Here is a 19,608-nt window from a genome sequence, read left to right as displayed (position 1 = left end):
ATCAAAGCTATGGAACAAAGCTGGCGCGCACTGGTTGGGGCCAAATTCAACGCTGTGGGGAGGGGATATGTCGCGCATCTTCAATCTTGGTTTGCCGGTCCTGCTTGGCGCTGCAACGTTCACGCTCAATGTTGCTTCGGACCCGCTGCCGCCGGATCTGACGTATCGACCATTGCCAAGCTTGCCTTTTTCTGCGGTCAAGGAAACTGACGAGGCGCAAAAGCCGGCTGTGACACAACGGCAACGCGGCCTGCTCGAGAGCCGTTACGATCTGGCCGACCGGCCGATGCCCGGCGTCATGATGTCGGGCGGGCGCAAGGCTGTACAAGAAGGCTCGCGAGTGAAACTGCCGGCAGGCGAAACCTGGAGCAGCCTGGCAGCGAAAACCCCTCAGGAAATTCGTGATCGTGGTCTGTTGCCGCAAGGCTTCCTACCGTTGCCGCACGTCAAGCAGGCCGCCGGAGGTCAGGTCTTTCCTGAAAGTGAGATTAGAGAGATCGGCGCTGATGAAGGACGCGATCTGCGCCGCTTCGACGTCGATTTCGATCTACCGGATCACCTTACCCCGGAGTTTCCACCTCCAATATTTCTGACCACGCACCCGGAGCTTGGAGATGTGTCGCGAGGGGATCTGCTGACGATACGCAACTTCTACGAATACATGAACGGCATCATCACGCCCGTGCAGATGGAAGGACTTCGTCTGCTGCTGACGCCATTTCCGCAGGAGGAATTCAACCAGACCGAGGACAGGAAGGTAGCGATGCAAAGCACGGGTGTCGCTTGCCTCGATTGCCATTCCAATTTCCACACCAACGGGGCGTTTCACCTCACCCCGGACGTGCGGCCGCAAGCCGAGCGCTTCCGGCTCGACACAACCAGCCTGCGCGGCTTGTTCAACCAGCAGATCCACGGATCCAAGCGCTCGCTGCGTTCCGTGGAAGACTTTACGGAGTTCGAACAGCGCACCGCCTATTTCAACGGCGATCACGTGAGCGCCACCCGCAAGGGCGTGAACCTGCCGGATCGGCCCAACCAGGTCGCGATGATGGCGCAGATGCAGAACATCATCGATTTTCCTCCGGCACCCAAGCTCGATCCATTTGGACGACTTGACCCGGCTACCGCCAGTGCGCTGGAGATCAAGGGCGAGCAGGTGTTCATGGGAAAGGGCCGCTGCGGCGAATGTCATGTTCCAGCCCAGTCCTTCATGGACAACAATATGCACGACCTGAAGCTCGAGCGATTCTACAAAGTTGGTCAGACGTTCAACGACCAGGTTGCCATTCCAGATGGACCCATCAAGACCTTCACGTTGCGCGGGATCAAGGATTCTCCGCCCTATCTTCATGACGGCCGTCTGATGACGCTGGGCGATACCGTTGAGTTCTTCAACCTGGTGCTCGGAACGAAGCTCGACCAATCGGAAAAGGAAGCATTGGTGGCCTATTTGCTCACGCTCTAGACATCATCCGGGAAAAACCGCGGCCGACAATCAACTAGGTATTGAATGGAGGACAGTTCATGCGTGCCGCCATAATGACAGTAGTCCTGGCAGTGTCGCCCTGCTGTGCGCTGGCGCAAATCGGCAATCCAGCCGGTCTTGCCCCCGATACCAGTATGGAGAAGCCTGGAGTTCCAGCACCGCACCAGACGAATTATCAGGATCGGCTTTTCGTACAGCTAATTACGGCAGGCGGCAGGGCCGAGATAGAGTTCGGGCGACTCGCGGCTGGAAAGACAAGCCACGAAGACCTCCGTGAATTTGCAAATCGGATGGTCGATGATCACAACAAGGCCAATGAGCAGCTGAAATCCGTGGCCGACAAAAGCAAGATTCCACTTCCCGAAGGGCTCGACCCAGATCACAAGAAAATCCGTTCCGATCTCGAAAAGCTCGACGGCGCCGCGTTTGAGCTGGCGTACCTGAGGGCGCAGATCGTCGATCACCAAAGGACGGCGCAGCTCCTGGCTTGGGAGATAGGCTCGGGCGAGGATGCAGCGCTTCAGCGCTTCGCCTCCGAAAAGCTGCCGACGGTGCTTGAACATCTTGACCTGGCCCGCACGTTGCACGCGAAGCTGGCAGGCCAGGCCCTGTTCGCGCCGGATACGCAAAAGGCCAAATGAAGCGGCGGTCATGTGGCACCTGAAAGTTCAGCTGCCTTCCGTGAATGTCAGCGCACGCGCTTCTGTTCGTCTGATTGAGAAAGTGACGCCATGGCGGAACTTCGGATCGCCGCCGCGCTTAATCCGGTGGAGGAGTTATCCGATGAACGCGACCAAAGAGTTTTTTGAAAGCTGGCTGCAGGAGAATGTCGGCACTCTTGCCGGCCAAGAGGAAGTGAGCTTCGCCGTGCTGGCCCAGCAATTCGAGCAGGATGCCGAAGCGGCCGGTTATGGTCGCGAGGTGCGTGAGGACGAGCTCGGAAACATTGAAGATGCGATCGAGCAAGCGCTCAAGAAAGCGCGAACTGGCGTGCATGGTGACGCCGCTGGCGAACCCAGCGATGTGGCAGCCCTCATGGATGCGCTGGAGGTCGAAGATGCCAAAAGCGGGCCGTAGGCCATACCAGATCAGCTCTTTTCGTTTGTCGAAGTTGCCGGGGTAGCCCCATGGAGCAGTTTCGCAAGGACATGGCCGCCTTGGCAGAGCCGGCTTTCTGGGTGACGATAGGTTTGCTTCTGGTCCCTTATGCGCTTGGAACGGTGCTGCTCGTTTGGACCTGCGGCTGCCTGTAAGGTGCTACTGACACACCCCGGTGGTGGTTCAACGGCCCTAACGCCCTACAACACCCAGCTAATGCGCTCGCGGGGGATCCTGCGCCGCAGCAATGTCCGAACGATCTCGTCGCCAGGAAGTTCATCGTCGACACCAAGCTCCTTTGCTGCCGGTAATCGCACCGCCGCGGCTGACAGCGTTTGGGAGAGGTCCGCCGTGTGCAGGCGCCGACGCTATCTGCGCTCTCAAAGTTCCAGCTACGGCCCCCTGTCACGGTTCCCCGATCACGCGCCTGAAGCGCGTTTCCTTGCATCGAAAATAGCCCAGCAGCTTGCGCGTTGCCTTGGAACACTTGGGTCATATCGAAGTTCGGCCCGCATAGGAGAACCGAGATGGCCATCCCACAAGCGGACAACGACAACCACCTGCGCAAGAAGCCGGCTCATCGAGGCAAAATCTCGCCCAAGGGGGCGATACACCAGGTTAGAGCACGACCCAGGTACAAAATGGCTCTGCGGGCGACAAGAATTAAGGCGAGGCGCTGAGATGCCGCGGACCAATAATGACGCTCGCAACGAGAAGACCACATCAGCTGCAGCAATCATTGTCGACAAGGAACGTGCTGAGCGCGCCGCCAAGACGGCGCGGTTGAAGGAAGCGCGCCTCGCACAGGCCATCACGCCGTCTCCCATAGAACGCAAGCAGCGTGTCACCAAAAAGGTTCGCAGGATTTTTGTTGCTGGCTAGGAGGTGTCCGTGACGCGCAATCATGACAAGGAAAGATACGACCGCGCCAAACGCATCAGCCAAGAGACGCTGGACGCTGAACGCGCACAACGCGCCGAGAAGACGGCGCGGCTGAGACAAGCAAGGCTTGCACAGCGTCCGGTGGAGTCGTTGCCGGCGCAGCCGCAAACTCGCCGCAAACCCATCCAGGCTCTCAAAAAGAGAAGCCGTAAGGTGATCGAAGTCTTTTAGGCTCTCCACATCCGTGCGGAACACTGGGAGAGTCCAGCGGCGAGCGCGGCTGGGAGGGAGGGCTTCCGCGACCTGATCCAGCAAGGCTGCGAAATACCTGGCGAGCAATCGCGGGGACTTTGGATCTCCGCCTCCTCGCCATTATCAGAGCTGGGAGCGAAACCTGCTCGCAAAGTAGTCGGTGACCTTTTCGCTTAGCGGACGCGCTTGCCATTCTTCCAGACTGACCTGCCTTGATCGCTTCAGGTCCTCGTTGAAAACGTCTATTTGCGTCCGCGCGAATTCCAAGCCGTAGACGTTCAGACTGGCCTCATCGTTGAGGCGCAAGGATCGCTCATCCAGATTAGCCGAGCCAAAGCTCACCCAGGCATCGTCGACGATCAAAAGCTTGGGATGGTACATTGTGGGTTGAAACTCAAAGATGCGCACACCGGCCTTGAGCAATTCGCCCCAGAAAAAGCGCGAGCCCTTTCGCACCACAGGCACATCCGTGAGCCAATTGGGAACGATGACATCGACCGAGACGCCTCGCTTCCTTGCATCAAGAATCTGCTGCAGCGCGATGTCGTCCGGCACGAAGTAGGCCATGCCGATGCGCAGATGATCCTTGGCCGCGGCTATTGCCGCCAACATCATCAACTCCATGTTCTCCGAGCCGTTTGGCTGCGAAGAAAGTATCAACTGCGCATCGAGACCGCCAGCGGCCGCAACTGCAGGGTAGAACTTCCCGCCCTGCAATGTCTCGCCGGTCGTCTCAAGCCAGTTTTCGGCGAACGCCGCCTGGAATGCGGGCACGGCTGGTCCTTCGATCCGGTAATGCGTGTCGCGCCATTCATTTGAGTTGCGTGCGTTCCCGCGCCAATCATCGGCAATGCCGACCCCGCCAGTGAAAGCGATCCGGCCATCAACGATCAGCAGCTTGCGATGAGTTCGGTTGTTTACACGGTCCAACGTATACCAGCGTAGCGGCCGATAGCGTTCGAACCGCACACCTGCCGTCGTCATGATGCGGATCAGGTCCTCGTCGAAGGGAAGGCTGCCAACCCAGTCGACGTTCACGCGGACTTCCACGCCTTCGCGGGCCTTCGTCGCCAATGCGATCGCGAACTCGTAGCCGATGGCTCCTGACCAATAAATATACGTTTCCATGTTGACGCTGGATCGAGCCGCCCCGATTGCTTGCAGCATTGAGGGAAATATTTCGTCTCCGTTGACGAGAGTTTGGACCGCGTTGGAACCGAACATCTGCCCTTGCGAATAGCTGCTCATCGTCTTGGGAAATTGGGGATCCGTAGCGTCGAACCGGTGGGGGACGATAGATCGTAGAACGCGCGGCTGTGGAGTGAGGTTTATGATCAACACCGTGAGCAGGCTGCCGATGGCGGCAATGGCCAGATAGATGAGCACCTTTCGCCAAGGCGCAATGCGGGAGGTCTTCTTGCGGGCGCCTGACGCAACGGAACCGAAAGGCTGCACGTCAATCGCCCAGTTGCTGGCGATGGCGATGTTTTTCGATCTCCTCAGGCTCTTCATCGTCGATCCGGGTGATGTTTGAAGCCGCGTGATCTGACCGCAGGATCTCGTCCAGCTTGGCGTGGATCGCTTGAGTGTCGCGGTGCTCCGCGCGCTGGATGAACAGCGTCATCGCCCACGTGAACAATGTTGCGGCTCCATGCCAATCCAAGCTCTGTCGCTCGAAAATCATCCAAAGAATTGCGTAGGCCAACAAGACCAGGAACGCAGCGGGACGGGAAGTCAGTGTGCCGATTGTGGTAAGGGCGCTGGTGATCGGATGATTTGCCATTCCAGAGAACTCGCGGCAGTCCCCCCTGGTTCCAGCGAGACATCATACCGCCCCGCCGTGCCTGCAGTGGATTTGGGTCGGCCGCTTGAGTACATCGCCTCTGGCCGATCGTTACTTTCGATCGAGCACCTTTCGGACCTTCTCGGCCAGCTCGTCGATCGTGTAGGGTTTGGTCAAAAGCTCCGTTCCAAAATCGAGCGTGCCATTGTGAACAATCGCGTTTCGCGTGTAGCCGGTGGTGTAGAGCACCTTTAGTGACGGGTGCGATGTCCTGACCTTGTCCACCAGTTCGCGGCCTGACATTTCCGGCATGACCACATCGGTGAACAGAAGCGAAGGCACATGCCCGCTCTCCACGGCGGCAAGTGCGTCTCGTGGCCCCGACATTTCCAGGACGGAATAGCCTAGTTCTCGCAGCGCTTCTGCGGCCATCAGGCGTACACGATCTTCATCCTCGACGATCATGATGACCTCGTCTGAACGTCCCGGATGCTCGCCCGCCAAGGCGGCGGCCGGGCTGTCGGGAATGCCGCCATGCGACCGCGGTAGATAGATCTTCAAGGTGGTTCCGACACCGAGTTCGGAATAGATCTTGACGCTGCCGCCGGACTGACGAACAAACCCATACACTTGGCTAAGTCCCAATCCGGTACCCTTGCCGACTCCCTTTGTGGTGAAGAACGGATCGAAGGCTCTTGCCAGCACGTCCGCAGTCATGCCCGTTCCGGAATCGGTGACCGCTATCATCACATACTGGCCCGAGGAGATCGCGTTTTCTCTCGCATACCGATCGTCAATATGGGCGTTAGACGTTTCAATCGTGAGCTTTCCGCCGCCGGGCATGGCATCGCGTGCGTTGACGCAAAGGTTGAGCAATGCGCTTTCCAATTGCCCTGCATCGGCCTCCACATGCCACAGCCCAGCGGCGAGCACCGTCTCGATTGCTATGGTCTCTCCAAGCGTTCGGCTCAGCAGTTCGCTCATGCCGGAGACGAGTCGATTAGGATTCAGGCGCGTCGGTGCCAAGGGCTGCTGGCGAGAGAAGGCAAGCAGCCGCTTGGTAAGTTCCGCAGCGCGTTGTGCCCCATCGATTGCACCGGTGACGAAGTGGTTCACGTTCGTGTCGCCGTTTCGGAGCTTGCGCTGCACGAGATTCAAACCGCCAATGATGACAGCCAGCATATTGTTGAAGTCGTGGGCGATGCCACCGGTAAGCTGTCCCACGGCCTCCATCTTCTGCGCCTGGCGCAGGTGCTCTTCTGCTCGGACGCGTTCGGCAACTTCCTCAGCCACACGCTGCTCAAGAGTGGCGTTGAGCGTCTGCAGCGCTTTGAACAGTCGGGAGTTGTCGATTGCCGTGGCGGCATGACCGGCCAGCCCCAGCAAGGCTGTCTCATGCTCTGCGGCAAAGACACCGCAACCGGAATGTCCGAAGAACAGCCCACCCAGCACTTCGCCCGATCGCGAAATGACCGGCACGGCAAGATAGGATCGCACGGGAAGATGGCCTTCCGGCATTCCCTTCCTCGGCGAATTTTTTCCATAGCGCACATCCATGAGGATATCATCGGAACGCACCACGCCCGTCCCGCGAAAAGTAGGCTCGAACACGGCCGTGTTGCGTGGCATGGGAAAATTTTCGAAAGCGGAGCGTGGCGCTCCCGACAGGGCGTAGAGCACATAGCTGTCCCCCGTGTCATCGAGGACATTGTAGAAAAAAGCTCCGAATTGCGCGCCTGACAGCGCGACGCCAGCGTCGGTGACAATCTGGACAATGCGCTCCACGTCCAGCTCGGCTGCCACGGCGGCGGCAGTCGCATTCATCATCTGAAGCTGGTTCTCCACCCGCTTTCGCGCGGTAATATCCATGACGGTGCCGATGAAACGCACCGCGCGTCCGGACCGGAAAAGAGATTCGCCCGTTGCAGCTATCCAACGCTCCTTTCCGTCGCGCAGCCCGATCGTCCGATATTCGATGTCGTAGCGGGAAGACTCGCCCGGCGCGAGCGCCCGGCGTACGGCCTCATCCGCCCGTTCACGGTCTTCTGGATGGAGACCGGCCAGGAACGCGCTCTCATATGTCACCTCCGCCTCAGGTGGCAGACCGAAGAGAGCTTTGCATCGGTCGTCCCAACGCAGCACCCTTGTGATGGGATCATAGTCCCACGTTCCGATAGCGGCTGCATCGGTCGCTAGCCTTAGCCGCTCCTCGCTCGCTCGGGCAGCCTGTTCCGAGCGGACGCGCTCGATGTGAGCCCATGACCGCTCTGTCACCTCCGCCAGCAAGGACAGTTCGCGCTGCGACCAGACGCGGCGCTGCGTGTCGTGAACGGCCATTAGCGCAGCCAGCCGGCCTTGCTTGACCAAGGGCATGCAGATCGTTGCCGTTATGCCGATATCCTGAAAGGTCTTTGCTTCCTCGGGCGCAATTTCCTCGAGATTGTCGTTGATGACGAGCGGCCGATTGGCGGTCAGATTGCCAACAGCGAGGCGACCGAAATCGGCAAGACTGTAGTATCCCCTGATGCTAGGCGAGCCAGGAGCGCTCCAGTCGCCGCGAATGGTGAAGTGGTCCTGGTCCGGCTCCATGTCAGCGTAGGCGCAAATCGAAACGCCTAGATGTTCGCCAAGTAGACGGGTGGTGACCTCCATGACAGCGTCGGCATCTGTCGCCGGGGATATCTCTCTGCCGAGGCGATCCAGAAAGGCCAGGCGCTCGGCATTTTCACGCAGGGCCTTCTCCGCACGAAGCCGTTCAATTGCGGTGCGCGTCCGGTCAGCCACTTCCGAAACCAGAGCAACCTCGGCCGGCGTCCAGTGTCTTGGCTCGGAGTGATTGAGGTACAATAACGCAACCAACCCGCCGCGCTCCGTGACCGGCATGTTGATGACGGATTGGGCGCTGATTGCTTTGAGAGCCTCGGCATGGTCGTGGGTTCGCGGGTCTGTCTCGGCATTCTCGAAGACGACCGTCTCGCCTCGTTTCAAATCATCGACATAGGAGCCGTAGTCCCTGAAGTTCAGAGTTCCGGCCAGACTTCGGATTCCCGGCGCGTTCCAGTCTCTGTCGATGACTATCGTTTCTTTCTCGAGATCGATCGTGCCATATCCGGCTCGACTGATGCCAAAATGCTTCCCAAGCAATTCCGCTGCCGCAAATGCCAGTTCGGCAGGATCATCGATCTCCCGAATCCTGTCACCCAACCCCGCCAGAAGCTGGAAGCGCTGCACTTCAGACGAACGTTCGCGTGACGTGACTCCCATTTCGCCCCCGGTTGGTCGGACTAGATAATGCCGTCAGTCGCGAAGAGTTCCAGGCGCCGGACAACAGGTCGGGGCTAGGCCGCCGACGCATTGCGAAGAAACTTGCGTCACGACAGCCAAGGACAACTCCATATGCGCCCTCAACGGGCGAACGACGCGCCGTGCATCATAGTTTAATGACACCTGCTGGGCTGTGCCGCATAAAGCCATTGTCAGCGGCTGTGTAACGGGCGCCGCTGCTTGGGAGCAATCCCACTGTAGCCGAATAGGAGCGCCTGATGCTTAGCCGACCAACCCGCACGAATACGGAAGCTCTCTACCCCAGTGACCTGAACATCCTTCGCGACGCGTTCGACGCGCTGTGCCAGGAATTTGCTATCTTGCCCGACACGGCGGCGGCCAACGCCGTGGCGAGAGAGCTGATCAGGTTGTTTGAAACAGGAATGACGGAAGCGGCTACACTGATGATCGCCGTGCGCGCACGTTGGCAAGGCGACTGGGAGATGGGAGGCAGCAATGCTGCCTGAGGTTTGATGATCAGTCGCAATCAACCCGCTGCATCCTTTTCGACACCGCCGCGTTGAGCGTCAAACCTGCCAGAAATGTCCGATGCGCTGGCACAATGACTGGAGCGACCGATGCCGAAATTTCGCTTCGAGTTTATCGAAGGCATGGCCCAGCCTGCAATCTTTGCCGATATGGCTGATCGAGATGAGGCTGTCAGTGAGGCGAAGCGTGCAGCCAAGGAGGCCATGCTCGACGGAATTGTCGATGGCGTGGACCCGACCAGTTGGGTGACGAAGGTTTACGACGAAGCAGGCTATCTCGTCGCCACTATCGGATTCCAGGATCTGGTCGCCGCGCCCAGGGATACGGAAGAGTTCAAGGAAACAGAGGAGCCAGGCGTCTTGCGATCGGGTTGAAGCCGGTTTCTCCGCTATCGCCATCGAGCCAGATGTTGCGGCCGCCGGGCAGATCACGCCGTGAACCCGAAAAAGACCGTTTCTGGCTGGTGCGGACAGCCTTTTTGTTTAATCTCCGAAAGACGCGCAGAGGCTGCAACACGGCTTCAGCCCGCCTCGACGCTCTCGAGACGGGCGCGCGGGAGTTGAGATGCGATGCATAGAGACGCCTTCACCCCATCAGAACTTGCCCTGCTCAGTCGCGTCTTCGCACGCAGCAAAATCAAAAACGAAACCGCAACCGAGAAGGAGCGGCGCGCATCACGTATTCTGGCTTACTACCAGGCTGGGGTCACGGATGAGGATGAGCTAGAACTGCTTTCTCGCCAACCGCTCGGAAGGTGACGATTAGTCTTCCTTCTTCAGAGCTTCCGCCTCGTCTTTGAGCTTCGGCCAATCGGCGCCATGCCTGCGAAGCAGCGTTCGTGCCTGCTTGGGGTCAATTTCCGTGAGCTCGACCAGATGTTCGACCTCAAGGTCCTGGCCTTTCGCAACCCGGCTTGCCTCGTTCGCTTTTCGTTGCATCTCGACGACCCTCTGCTGAGACAACATGAACGAGCGCTGAGAGTGCGCGTTCCAGAACTTCATACAAAAATCGGGACATCGATTAAATCGGTCGGATTGCGCCACTGAGGCGGGCATGCCCTTCTGCTGCGGCTTTCCGATTTGTCCAATGTGGAGAACCCGAGCTGGTCGCAAATGGCGGCGGCATCTTCGTGCGACAGTCCGGCCACGCGGCATTCGGCTTCGTCGCCGCTCCGTTTGGTGTGCCGGCGTTCGGCAGCGTTCTGTCGCAGCAAGTCCTATCGCACGTTATCTCATCAGCTTGATCTGAAGCGAGATGCTCAGCCTCAGAATCCTGTCGCCGTTTTCGTTCCGCACTTCAACAAATACTTGCTGCCCGTCCACCTCGGTCAGTGCATCTTTCGTAAGGTCGATAAGGCCTTCGAAGCCCACGCGGCGCACCTCCTCCAGACCGGCACATTCGATGCCGATTTCGTCCTGGATGACCACATCGTGATCGCCACTATCAAAGAAAAATCGTGCCATCCGAAAGCTTCCGTCACCACTAAGCTGCGGGGTTCCTTTGGTGCAGGTAGGTCGTTTCGAAATCACCTGCACGAGTGAGGCCGGGCCAATCAAGAGCCTGCACCCTTGGGCCTGTGGTGGCGATGAGGCCTCTACGTCGAAGTTCCTGAAGCATTCGGTTGACGTGGACTGTAGACAAGCCCAATGCATCGCCAAGTGCTGCCTGGGTAATGGGAAGATCCGCGACGTGATCCTGGATGCGTCCAACCGAGCGCAAGCGAAAGATCAATTCGCACAAGATGTGAGCCATGCGCGTATAGGCCTCGCGTCGTCCCACATTCGTTACCCATTCCCTGTAAATCGCTGCATCGATCAGCGTCGAGCGCCAAAAAGCCGTCGCGATTCGGGGATGCTGTTCGCAAATGGCGCGAAGAGCGTCATGTCGCATGAAGCCCAGTCGGGCTGCTGTCAGGGTCGTGAAATTGCAATCCATGACCGACAGATGCAGTCCATGCAGATCGGGAATGTCCCCAGCCACAAAGAAGGATGTAATCTGCCGTTTGCCATCGCCGGTAAGTTTGGTGGAACCGAGCAGGCCATCCAAAACCACGAACGAATTGACAGGGCGGTCACCCTCACGCACCAGGTCGTAATTGGCAAGAAAATCCTTCTCCTGAATTTGGATGTCTTTCAAAACATCAATATCGCCCTCTCGGAGATCCGAGATGCTCTGGAGCTTGCGGATAAGTACATCCGAGGATGAAGTGGGTGACAAAGTGGCTACCTAGCTGATGTTGGTTATCGAACTTGCATCCGCGTCAAAAGTTCCGAATAGCCGTAACGAGGCGCCGGACTGCTGGTCGGGAACTGGGAATTCAGGATGCCGAGGCAGGTCCTTGGCCGGGACTTCATTGCACGGGGCACAGGAGTGCTGCACTCCCATAATCGAGCCCCTCGAGCAGGGCATTAACCTATGACATAGGCTGCGCTCGCAATTGTCGCTGCGACATCACATGAGGTGGTTGATCCGCCAAGGCCTGACGCTGCAACCTTACCTATGAGGACCAGATGGCTCCGGCCATGCATCAGGCAAAAGGCGTCTCACCTGAAGCGAGAAATCCGGCCTTGCAAATGGGCATCTCAACGAGCCCGCTTGAGGTCCGGCCGCGCAATGTCGCTACACGGTTGACGAGCGGCTATCTCTTGGGGTCACTCATGGTTCATCAGGCGTCTCCAAAATCCGGCCTGGTGGGGAATGGAACTTTCTGCCGATCAGCGGGCTTTCGGATATGTCCGTCGGAAACGATGTGGAGAAATTGATGCGGAACCTTATACTGGCCTTCGCAGCACTTGCCCTACCCGCGTGCCAATCGGCTCCTGAACCGCTGCAATCCGCCGCTATCGAACCTGCTGCCATTCCCTCCCAATCCGCCTTGGATCCTGCCGTTGTTCCCCCCGGCCCGGCAATAATGGATCAATCCGTGGCAATCATTCCTCCTTCAAAGGGCGTTCCAACAAAGTACGCTGCTTTTTCGGGCAATTGGGTCGGGCGATTGGAAGGCACATATGAGGGTAAACTGTCTGTTCAATCTGTTTCTTCAAACGGGAAGGTGGCCGTAACCTACGCGTGGGGAATTCTGAGCGATGACAATCCGGGTGAGGCCGCGGGCGAAGGAAAAATTGTAGGGAATACGTTGAAGCTGGGGCGCCTCCCGAATGGCGCGGACGTCAGTTTTAGGATGATGCCCGACGGCACGCTGACCGCAACCCATACGCTCGCCGGCCAGACCCATACGGGCATGTTCATCAGGCAGTGATCAAAGAAGATACGGCCGCGTTCCCGCGGTTTTTGATCCGAGCGATCCCGCGCCCTTGGACCATCTCCGATAGCGGCCCTTGAAATACCAGTCCCTGGCGTCATAGCCGCTACGTTCGAGGACCGTGGCGGCCCCGGACCGAAGCATTTCCTCAACATGGGGGTCAGGAGACCCGCCTGACCGCCCACGTCCCAAAACACACCACCGATGCCAATCCCCATTAATTCTGAGGGGCTGCGGGGCGTTTCGGCGCGGCTTGCACGGGTTTCGCGCAGGTTCTGTTGGGACCGGTTTGCGTACGTTATCGAAGGTGTGTGGTGTTGGATCGCCCCAGGTGGACCTGCTTTGCACCGCCTGCGACAGTCCCTAGCGAATGGCGCTATCCTCGCTGCCGCGAATCGGACGCGGGCTTTTTTCTTGTTTCGTGAAACGAAAGGTCATTCCGCAAGTTGGCTTCCCAAAGGAGGAACCCAATGAAAAAGGATGGCGATGGCCGAGTCGAAAAGGGCAATCAGCAATTGCTTGCCCGACGTCTGTCTGAAGAAGTCGGCATTTCAGAGCCGGATGCGCGCGGTCTGATCAAGCTTATCGGCACGGATTGGAATTCGCTGCTTCGTGAAGCCCGATTTCTGAAAGAGAGGCACTAGAATGCTTCTGCCGGTCACATGATCTCGACTGAAAATATTATTGCTCTCGCGGCGGTAGTTTCTGGGCTCAGCCGGCTGTGAGCGAAGAACATGCTTCCGCCCCAACGGAGGGTGTCATGACTGCTCCCGCTACCACGCGCTTTCAGAAGGCAGCGTCGACGACAAAACCCGTGTGATGTGGCTGCTCCAGCACTCTGGAGCGCACTTCGAAGAAGCCACTCTAAAGACATGCTACGGGGTGGAGGCTGTTGAGCCGCGCACCTTATGGCTGGATCATCTCATTGCCAGAACAGGACCGTCCAAGCGAACTGCTGCAGGTTGGCGCCTGGGCCAGATGCCAAGGAAACATTAGCTGTTTCGAATGGTTGAGTTCTGCTCGGATGTTGTCACTGGCACCCGACGAAGGCTAGTGGGTCATACCTCGGCCGGGCCGCGCTATTGGTCCCTCCATGGCGCGGCCTTCTTGGGAGAAGAGATTGACCCGTGGGTACGGTTTGGCTCACGCGCGACTGTGCCGCGTAGCGTCGCAGGCGGACCGAAGCGATGGCGCGATGAAGAGGCGCAGGCCAACCGCCGTTGATCTTCAGGCCGTAAGCCCGGCCCCACACCTCAAACGTTGAAGCCGTTCGCTCGGCATTCGACGCCGTGCGTGGTGCCCGTCAGAGGCGTGAGCCTTGACCGTGGATTCATCTGCAGTGACTGGCAAAGGCAAGATCATCCGAGCCGGCGCCGTATCCCTCCATACAGCTTGCGGCTTGCTCAACTGCGACTGATTTATGCCGATCGTCGGCGCGTTGCGATGGCACCTCGCAGGAAGGGTCTGCCCGGATAACCGGCTCCAGATCGTGGGGGAAGTTCGGCGCATGGACAGGCAGTGCTTCGGCCGAATTGTCGCCCTTTTGAGCCATCGCTGGAAGGATTTCAGCGATCTCGACCAGGATTTCCTTGACCAGATGTCTCATCTGCGCGCCCGCCCTGCGGCCCCTTGCTATGGCGATCAAACTTGCTGACGTAGCCAATGTTCCCGCTTGAGCTGAATGGCGCGCGCTCTGCCGGCAAAGATCGACGGAGCGGCTTGACGCGACGGGCCTCGTCCCTCTCGCCTGCATGATCGATATTGGAAAGTCGAAATTTGAACGGACTGTTGCCTGCCTTCGCCGGAGCGTTGGATGATCCGATCACGGCATGTGCCTGACCCCCGACTTGCCTCGCGCAGCTTCTTCCCTGGCTGCTGTCTGCCTCTGACGGGGTCGACGGGAACAAAGGCTCGATCATCCGGTTTGGAACCATCCCGTTAAGCACAGGACGAAAGTGCAGCCTGGCGGATGAGATACGGCAGCCGGATTGCTCATGGCTGCTTCGATCTGCATTCGGCAGCCGAGACTGAGCCCAAATGCCTGCAGGAGACTTCGTATGAGCGAAGCACGACACAGCGAAGGCAATGAGGTGACTTCGATTGCGGGCACGTCGCCCTTCGCCAGTTTTTTCATGGCTGGCTTTGAGTGCTCGTCGCACCGGCGCAAGGACGGCGTCCGCCTCGATCTTATCCGTGCGACCTCGCATTATTTGCACGCCCTGGGCGACTACCGCGGTTGCACCGAACTCGGTCTTCGTACCGTCCGCGACGGGTTGCGCTGGCACCTGATCGAAACCGCTCCTGGAAACTATGACTGGTCAAGCTGGACGCCGATGGTCGAAGCAGCGCAATCGGCAGGTGTCCAGGTCATCTGGGACATCTTCCACTACGGATGTCCAGACCACGTTGATCAAGGGTCGATGCATTTCATCGATGCCTATGCCTCGTTCGCTGCAGAAGCTGTGAGGGTTCATCGTTCAATCGCCGGTACAGCGCCTTTGTTGTGCCCGATCAACGAAATCTCGTTTTTCGCCTGGGCTGTTGAGGTTGGCTATTTCCCGCGCGTTGGCCCGAAGAAGCGGGGATGGTTCAAGAGGCACCTCGTGAGAGCTGCAATAGCTGGCGTTCGCGCGATGCGCGAGGTCGATCCCGCTTGCAGATTTGTCTGGGCCGAGCCGCTTATCCACATTGCCCCTCGCGACCGGACGCGGACCGAACGGCGTCGGGCCGAAAATGCCCGTCTCGGACAGTTCGAAGCTTACGACATGCTGCTGGGCCGGGCAGAGCCCGAGTTGGGGGGCAGCGACGATGTTGTCGATGTCGTTGGCCTGAATTTCTATCCGCACAATCAGTGGTACCTCAACGGGCCGACGATTCCCATGGGGCACCACGAGTACCGTGCCCTATCCGAGATGCTGATCGAGGTCGCGCATCGATATGGCAAGTCGATGTTCATCGCCGAGACCGGCTCCGAGGGATCAGGCGGGGCGGCGTGGCTCCATTATGTCTGCGACGAGGTGCGTGCCGCAATTGACCTCGAAGCGCCGATCGAAGGTATTTGCCTATACCCGATAACCGCCTATCCGGGCTGGGACAATTCGCGGCATGCGGAGGTGGGATTGTTTTCGGTCGTCCAGGCGGACGGCAGTCGGCACGTCCGCAAGCCCATCGCGCAGGAATTGGCCCGCCAGCGAGCTTTGTTCGCGGCGAACCTGACGCGTTAATACATGAGCGACACGAGGGATGTTGCGAGCGCCTGTCGGCGCCGCCTTGCCACGCTCGATGCTCCCAGGTACGTCCGGGTGGGCGAGCTACAGCGCCCCTTCGGCCAACGACGCCTTCCCCGCGCTCGCCCATTCCGGGACGCTCTTCTGGATACGGGCGAAGGTTGCCAGGGCCTGCCCGACCACCTGATCCATGTTGTAGTAGCGGTAGGTTGCCAGGCGACCGACAAACCACACGTCGGGACAGGTTGCGCCAAGCGCTTCGTAGCGCTTGAAGAGCTCTTCGTTTTCGGCCCGCGGCACCGGATAGTACGGGTCCCCGATATCGGTAGGATATTCGTAGGTCAGACTGGTCCGCCCGTTCTGCTGGCCAGTCAGATGTTTGTACTCGGTGATGCGGGTGTAATCTTCCGTCTGGGGATAGTTGACGACGGCAACCGGCTGAAACTGCTCTTGGTCGAGGGTGACGTGCTCGAAGCGGAGCGAACGATAAGGAAGACGCCCCAGCCGCCAGCCGAAGTACTCGTCGATCGGGCCGGTATAGATCAGGCGGTGGAACGGTATCTCGTCACGAATTTCGCGGAAGTCGGTCTGCAGCATGATCTTGATGTTCGGATGGTCGAGCATGCGCTCGAACATCCTCGTGTATCCGCCGGCAGGCATCTTCTGGAAGCTGTCGCTGAAATATCGGTCATCGCGGTTGGTCCTGGTCGGCACTCGTGCCGTCACCGATTTGCTCAGCTGGTTCGGATCGACGCCCCATTGCTTTCTGGTGTAGCCACGGAAGAATTTTTCGTAGAGTTCGCGTCCCACGGTGCTGACGACAACATCCTCGGCCGTTCGCACGTCCTCTACCGTTTCGCGTCGCGACGCGAAGAACTCCTCCAACTGTGCAGAATTCAGTTCGAGGCCATAAAGGCGGTTTATCGTGTCGAGATTGATCGGGATGGGGAGCAGTATCCCATCCACCGCCGCCAGAACCCTATGCTCGTATGTGCGCCATTGGGTGAACTGGGAGAGGTAGTCCACGATCGACTGGCTGTTGGTGTGAAAAATATGTGGCCCATAGCGGTGGATGAGGATGCCGGCTTCATTATAGCAATCATAGGCGTTGCCGCCGACATGGCTGCGGCGATCGACCAAGAGAACGCTTTCATGACGCTGCGAGGCTATTCTTTCGGCAAGCACGCTGCCGGCAAACCCCGCGCCGACGATCAGCCAATCGAACATGGCTATGCGCTCCTGCGCAACGGGACGACCTTCTTGCGTCGGTAGGCGCCCTCAATGTGAGCGGCCATGGCCGTCCATGTTCTTTCCCACGACATGTCAGCCAGATAGGCATCGACTTGCGGCAGCAGCATCTCACGCGGTCGCAAAAGCATGGAGCGCAGCTTGCTCTCCAAGTCGTCACTGTCGGCGATTTCCACCAGTCCAGCAGCGCCGTAGCTGCGCACGACGTCAACGATCGCCGTCGAGATTACGGGCAGGCCCGCAGCCAGGAACTCTGGCGTCTTGGTTGGGCTGATGAACCGGGTCGCCTCGTTGAGTGCAAACGGCATCCAGCCGGCATCCCAATGGCGCAGATAATCGGGCAGGTCGCAGTAGGCCTTGGCACCCAACCAATGCAGGTTGTCGGCCTTCGGCAGGATTGCAGGATCGATTTTGACCACGGGGCCAATCATGACGAAATGCACGTCCGGCATCGTCCGCGCCGCTAGCGCCACGAGTCCGGCGTCCAGCCGCTCGTCGATGACGCCGAAATACCCCACCCTCGGGTGAGGAATGCCGGCCTGATCGGCTGGGTCCTTTCCTGGCAGCCTTGCCTTGTGAAAGTGTTTCACGTCGATGCTGCTCGGAAAGGGGTAAATAGCCTGATGCAGGCGGCGCTTGGTCTCGAACAGGCTCAGGCCACCGGTGAAAACGAGATCGGCGCGGCGCAGAAGTGCCTTTTCCATCTGCGCCAGTTCGGGCGGCGCATTCTTGAAAGCGGAGAGTTCGTCCATGCAGTCGTAGACGCATATGTCTGGGTCAAGAAACTCCGTGAAGCGGAGAGCCATCGGCGTGTAATACCAGGCGATCAGCCGGCTGTGCGGCATAGAAGCTATGATCTGCTGAACAAACCTCCGCTGCACGGCATCTGATTTCGCGGCCGACGCGCCGAGCGGCAGCACTGGTGTCACGATTAGGATGTTTGGCGATGCCTCGCTCGTCCGCATCTGCGGCTGTGGCAGTTCTTCGAAAACAGGCTCCTCAAAGTAGACCACTCTCTGCTGCTCGGATGCGAGGGTGAGGATATGCTGCGGCCGTTGATGAACGAAATTCCATCGCAAGTGGGAGAAGCAAACCAGTAGATTTTCCCTGCCAGTGTGTTTACTGGCGGATACCCTGCCCAAGGCTGCTTCCATTGAGATGTTCCTTCCCGTAATCTTTAGTTTATGTTACGACTAACATTTGTTAAGCGCGGATCGAGGAGAAATAGACTTCGATGCCAGCTCCTAACTTTCCAGCGCGTGAGTTGTTCCAAGGTGAAGTGAAGAGCTCTCGGTCACCGCTCGGATCACGAATGCGACCATATTTCCGCGAAGCTGAGAACGCCCGCCGCGCATCGCCGGGCTTTGAAAGCGTGAGCGACGGGGGAATGTCGGTGGAGAACGGACCTGCCGTATTTGCGTTGAAGTCGCTGGCTATAAAATGCGCAGGACATCAAGTTGATTCGCCCGCATCGCTGGCGAGTCCGTGCCAGGCGAATTCCGGGGCTGATATGAAGATCGACTTTGCGACCAACGTTTTTCCGCTGTTTCATCCGCAAAGCGTGGATGACCTCAAGGACCCTTGCCCCGTCTTTGATGGCAGCCTGTGGCACGTCTTCGGCTCGAGCGGCACGGTGACCACCGAGACGTGGACGATACTGCACGCCACGGCGCCGGACCTTTATGGGCCGTGGACCGAGCATCAGTCGATCGAGCTTCCAATCAATGGGAGTGGTGTTGCGGCTCCGGGGGTCATCCACGAAAGCGGCGTCTTTCACATGTTCATCCAGACCGAGTTCATGAAGTCTGGCGGCCGCTGCGAGCATGCGGTTTCCAATGACGGGTTCCAGTGGGTGGTTCTTAGCCCCGCCATCCTCGCGATCCCGGACACGGAGGAAGATGGCATTTACGATCCGCATCCCGCACTTATTGGCGGCAAGCGCTACCTCGTCTATTCCGCCATGCCAAAATTCACCAGGGTGCCGCAGCCCGACATCTATCTCGCACGCAGCCAATCCGACTCATGGTTCGGTCCCTGGAAGCGGATCGGCAAGATCCTCGACCACAATGATGTGCCTCACCACAACACGAGAGAGGATCCCGACTATGAATGGGGCATTGAGGGCGCACAACTGGTCGAATTGCCGGACGGTCGCGTGCTTCTCAATGCCACTTGCTTTCTGCCCAATGGCCTTCGCGGGAACCGGCAACGCGTGTTTTTTGCCATCGCGGATAACGTTGCTGGACCTTACGTCTCGATCGGCCCGGTGCTGGAACCAGGCCAGCCGGGAGAGAACGGCCACTCGACAGTGATGATCGAAGGCAGCCAGCTTTCACTGTTTTATCAGAGCCGGGTCGCCACGACTGATCATCGGTGGCGCTACGGCTTGGCCAGATGTGACGTCGCTCTGCTTTCCAGGGTCGCGTGATCCGGTCGGCGCCACTCGCACCGACTGCATCAACGAACTGGACGGCTCGCATTGCGAATAAGCGTCCGTGGCTCGAGACATTCCCGCGGAAAGCCTGCCGGAATTAAGTGTTCCTCGCACGGAACAATG

At 58.7% G+C, this 19,608-nt stretch carries 20 protein-coding genes; 11 read left to right on the top strand and 9 right to left on the bottom strand.

Annotation, left to right across the window (positions count from 1 at the left end):
* The first annotated feature begins 67 nt into the window (after positions 1-67).
* The 5 genes from A9K65_RS34360 (at position 68) to A9K65_RS34335 (ending at position 3,697) form a co-directional block, all read left to right on the top strand.
* The gene (locus tag A9K65_RS34360; RefSeq protein WP_013525109.1) at positions 68-1,465 is read left to right on the top strand and encodes a cytochrome b6; all 1,398 of its coding nucleotides are present in this window, start codon (positions 68-70) and stop codon (positions 1,463-1,465) included.
* A 59-nt stretch (positions 1,466-1,524) separates the two neighbouring features.
* Positions 1,525-2,127: a DUF4142 domain-containing protein gene (locus A9K65_RS34355; RefSeq protein WP_082826787.1), complete on the top strand. Its 603-nt coding sequence runs from the start codon at positions 1,525-1,527 to the stop codon at positions 2,125-2,127.
* A 142-nt stretch (positions 2,128-2,269) separates the two neighbouring features.
* On the top strand, positions 2,270-2,563 hold the full coding sequence (locus A9K65_RS34350; RefSeq protein WP_013525111.1) for a DUF768 domain-containing protein: 294 nt from the start codon (positions 2,270-2,272) through the stop codon (positions 2,561-2,563).
* 702 nt (positions 2,564-3,265) lie between these two features.
* Positions 3,266-3,466 carry a hypothetical protein gene (locus tag A9K65_RS34340; RefSeq protein ID WP_013525113.1) on the top strand — a complete coding sequence of 67 codons (201 nt, stop codon included), beginning with the start codon at positions 3,266-3,268 and terminating at the stop codon, positions 3,464-3,466.
* Between the two features lie 9 nt (positions 3,467-3,475).
* Positions 3,476-3,697, top strand: a complete 222-nt coding sequence (locus A9K65_RS34335) for a hypothetical protein (RefSeq protein WP_084015760.1) — start codon at positions 3,476-3,478, stop codon at positions 3,695-3,697.
* Positions 3,698-3,841: 144 nt separating this feature from the next.
* Here the strand turns inward: A9K65_RS34335 and A9K65_RS34330 are convergent, their stop codons facing one another.
* From A9K65_RS34330 to A9K65_RS34320, 3 genes are all read right to left on the bottom strand, one after another.
* Positions 3,842-5,230 (bottom strand): phospholipase D-like domain-containing protein, encoded by a 1,389-nt coding sequence (locus tag A9K65_RS34330; RefSeq protein ID WP_013525115.1) that lies wholly within the window; start codon positions 5,228-5,230, stop codon positions 3,842-3,844.
* Complete coding sequence (locus tag A9K65_RS34325; RefSeq protein ID WP_013525116.1) at positions 5,175-5,501, bottom strand: low affinity iron permease family protein; 327 nt, start codon at positions 5,499-5,501, stop codon at positions 5,175-5,177. Before A9K65_RS34325 ends, A9K65_RS34330 begins: the two co-directional genes overlap by 56 nt.
* A gap of 111 nt (positions 5,502-5,612) precedes the next feature.
* Positions 5,613-8,765 carry a GAF domain-containing protein gene (locus A9K65_RS34320; protein ID WP_064993590.1) on the bottom strand — a complete coding sequence of 1,051 codons (3,153 nt, stop codon included), beginning with the start codon at positions 8,763-8,765 and terminating at the stop codon, positions 5,613-5,615.
* A gap of 278 nt (positions 8,766-9,043) precedes the next feature.
* On the opposite strand from A9K65_RS34320, the gene A9K65_RS34315 reads away from it, so the two are divergent.
* Both A9K65_RS34315 and A9K65_RS34310 read left to right on the top strand, forming a co-directional pair.
* Positions 9,044-9,292 (top strand): hypothetical protein, encoded by a 249-nt coding sequence (locus A9K65_RS34315; RefSeq protein WP_013525118.1) that lies wholly within the window; start codon positions 9,044-9,046, stop codon positions 9,290-9,292.
* 111 nt (positions 9,293-9,403) lie between these two features.
* The gene (locus tag A9K65_RS34310) at positions 9,404-9,688 is read left to right on the top strand and encodes a hypothetical protein (protein ID WP_064993589.1); all 285 of its coding nucleotides are present in this window, start codon (positions 9,404-9,406) and stop codon (positions 9,686-9,688) included.
* 387 nt (positions 9,689-10,075) lie between these two features.
* Here A9K65_RS34310 and A9K65_RS35820 read toward each other — a convergent pair whose 3' ends face one another.
* From A9K65_RS35820 to A9K65_RS34285, 3 genes are all read right to left on the bottom strand, one after another.
* The gene (locus tag A9K65_RS35820; RefSeq protein WP_198327719.1) at positions 10,076-10,369 is read right to left on the bottom strand and encodes a hypothetical protein; all 294 of its coding nucleotides are present in this window, start codon (positions 10,367-10,369) and stop codon (positions 10,076-10,078) included.
* Between the two features lie 171 nt (positions 10,370-10,540).
* Positions 10,541-10,777, bottom strand: a complete 237-nt coding sequence (locus A9K65_RS34290; protein ID WP_024504626.1) for a hypothetical protein — start codon at positions 10,775-10,777, stop codon at positions 10,541-10,543.
* Between the two features lie 19 nt (positions 10,778-10,796).
* A complete protein-coding gene (locus tag A9K65_RS34285; RefSeq protein WP_013525123.1) occupies positions 10,797-11,531 on the bottom strand; it encodes a Crp/Fnr family transcriptional regulator in 735 nt (244 codons plus the stop codon).
* Between the two features lie 544 nt (positions 11,532-12,075).
* Here A9K65_RS34285 and A9K65_RS34280 point away from each other — a divergent pair.
* Positions 12,076-12,573, top strand: a complete 498-nt coding sequence (locus A9K65_RS34280; protein ID WP_084015758.1) for a hypothetical protein — start codon at positions 12,076-12,078, stop codon at positions 12,571-12,573.
* 473 nt (positions 12,574-13,046) lie between these two features.
* Complete coding sequence (locus tag A9K65_RS34275; protein ID WP_013525125.1) at positions 13,047-13,220, top strand: hypothetical protein; 174 nt, start codon at positions 13,047-13,049, stop codon at positions 13,218-13,220.
* Positions 13,221-13,906: 686 nt separating this feature from the next.
* Here the strand turns inward: A9K65_RS34275 and A9K65_RS34270 are convergent.
* On the bottom strand, positions 13,907-14,182 hold the full coding sequence (locus A9K65_RS34270) for a hypothetical protein (protein WP_084015756.1): 276 nt from the start codon (positions 14,180-14,182) through the stop codon (positions 13,907-13,909).
* 451 nt (positions 14,183-14,633) lie between these two features.
* Between A9K65_RS34270 and A9K65_RS34265 the strand changes: the two genes are divergently transcribed.
* The gene (locus A9K65_RS34265) at positions 14,634-15,800 is read left to right on the top strand and encodes a beta-glucosidase (RefSeq protein ID WP_064993586.1); all 1,167 of its coding nucleotides are present in this window, start codon (positions 14,634-14,636) and stop codon (positions 15,798-15,800) included.
* Positions 15,801-15,887: 87 nt separating this feature from the next.
* On the opposite strand, the gene glf is transcribed toward A9K65_RS34265, so the two are convergent.
* Together glf and A9K65_RS34255 are read right to left on the bottom strand one after the other, a co-directional pair.
* Positions 15,888-17,030: a UDP-galactopyranose mutase gene (gene glf, locus A9K65_RS34260; RefSeq protein WP_064993585.1), complete on the bottom strand. Its 1,143-nt coding sequence runs from the start codon at positions 17,028-17,030 to the stop codon at positions 15,888-15,890.
* A 2-nt stretch (positions 17,031-17,032) separates the two neighbouring features.
* A complete protein-coding gene (locus A9K65_RS34255; protein WP_024504622.1) occupies positions 17,033-18,205 on the bottom strand; it encodes a glycosyltransferase in 1,173 nt (390 codons plus the stop codon).
* Between the two features lie 158 nt (positions 18,206-18,363).
* Between A9K65_RS34255 and A9K65_RS34250 the strand changes: the two genes are divergently transcribed.
* Positions 18,364-19,479 (top strand): hypothetical protein, encoded by a 1,116-nt coding sequence (locus A9K65_RS34250; protein WP_164752036.1) that lies wholly within the window; start codon positions 18,364-18,366, stop codon positions 19,477-19,479.
* Positions 19,480-19,608 lie beyond the last annotated feature (129 nt).

Origin of the sequence: Mesorhizobium sp. WSM1497, from assembly GCF_001672455.2 — a bacterium.
Lineage (GTDB): Bacteria > Pseudomonadota > Alphaproteobacteria > Rhizobiales > Rhizobiaceae > Mesorhizobium > Mesorhizobium ciceri.
Note: the sequence above shows the minus strand (reverse complement) of the source record. Positions and strands in the feature narration are given on the sequence as shown.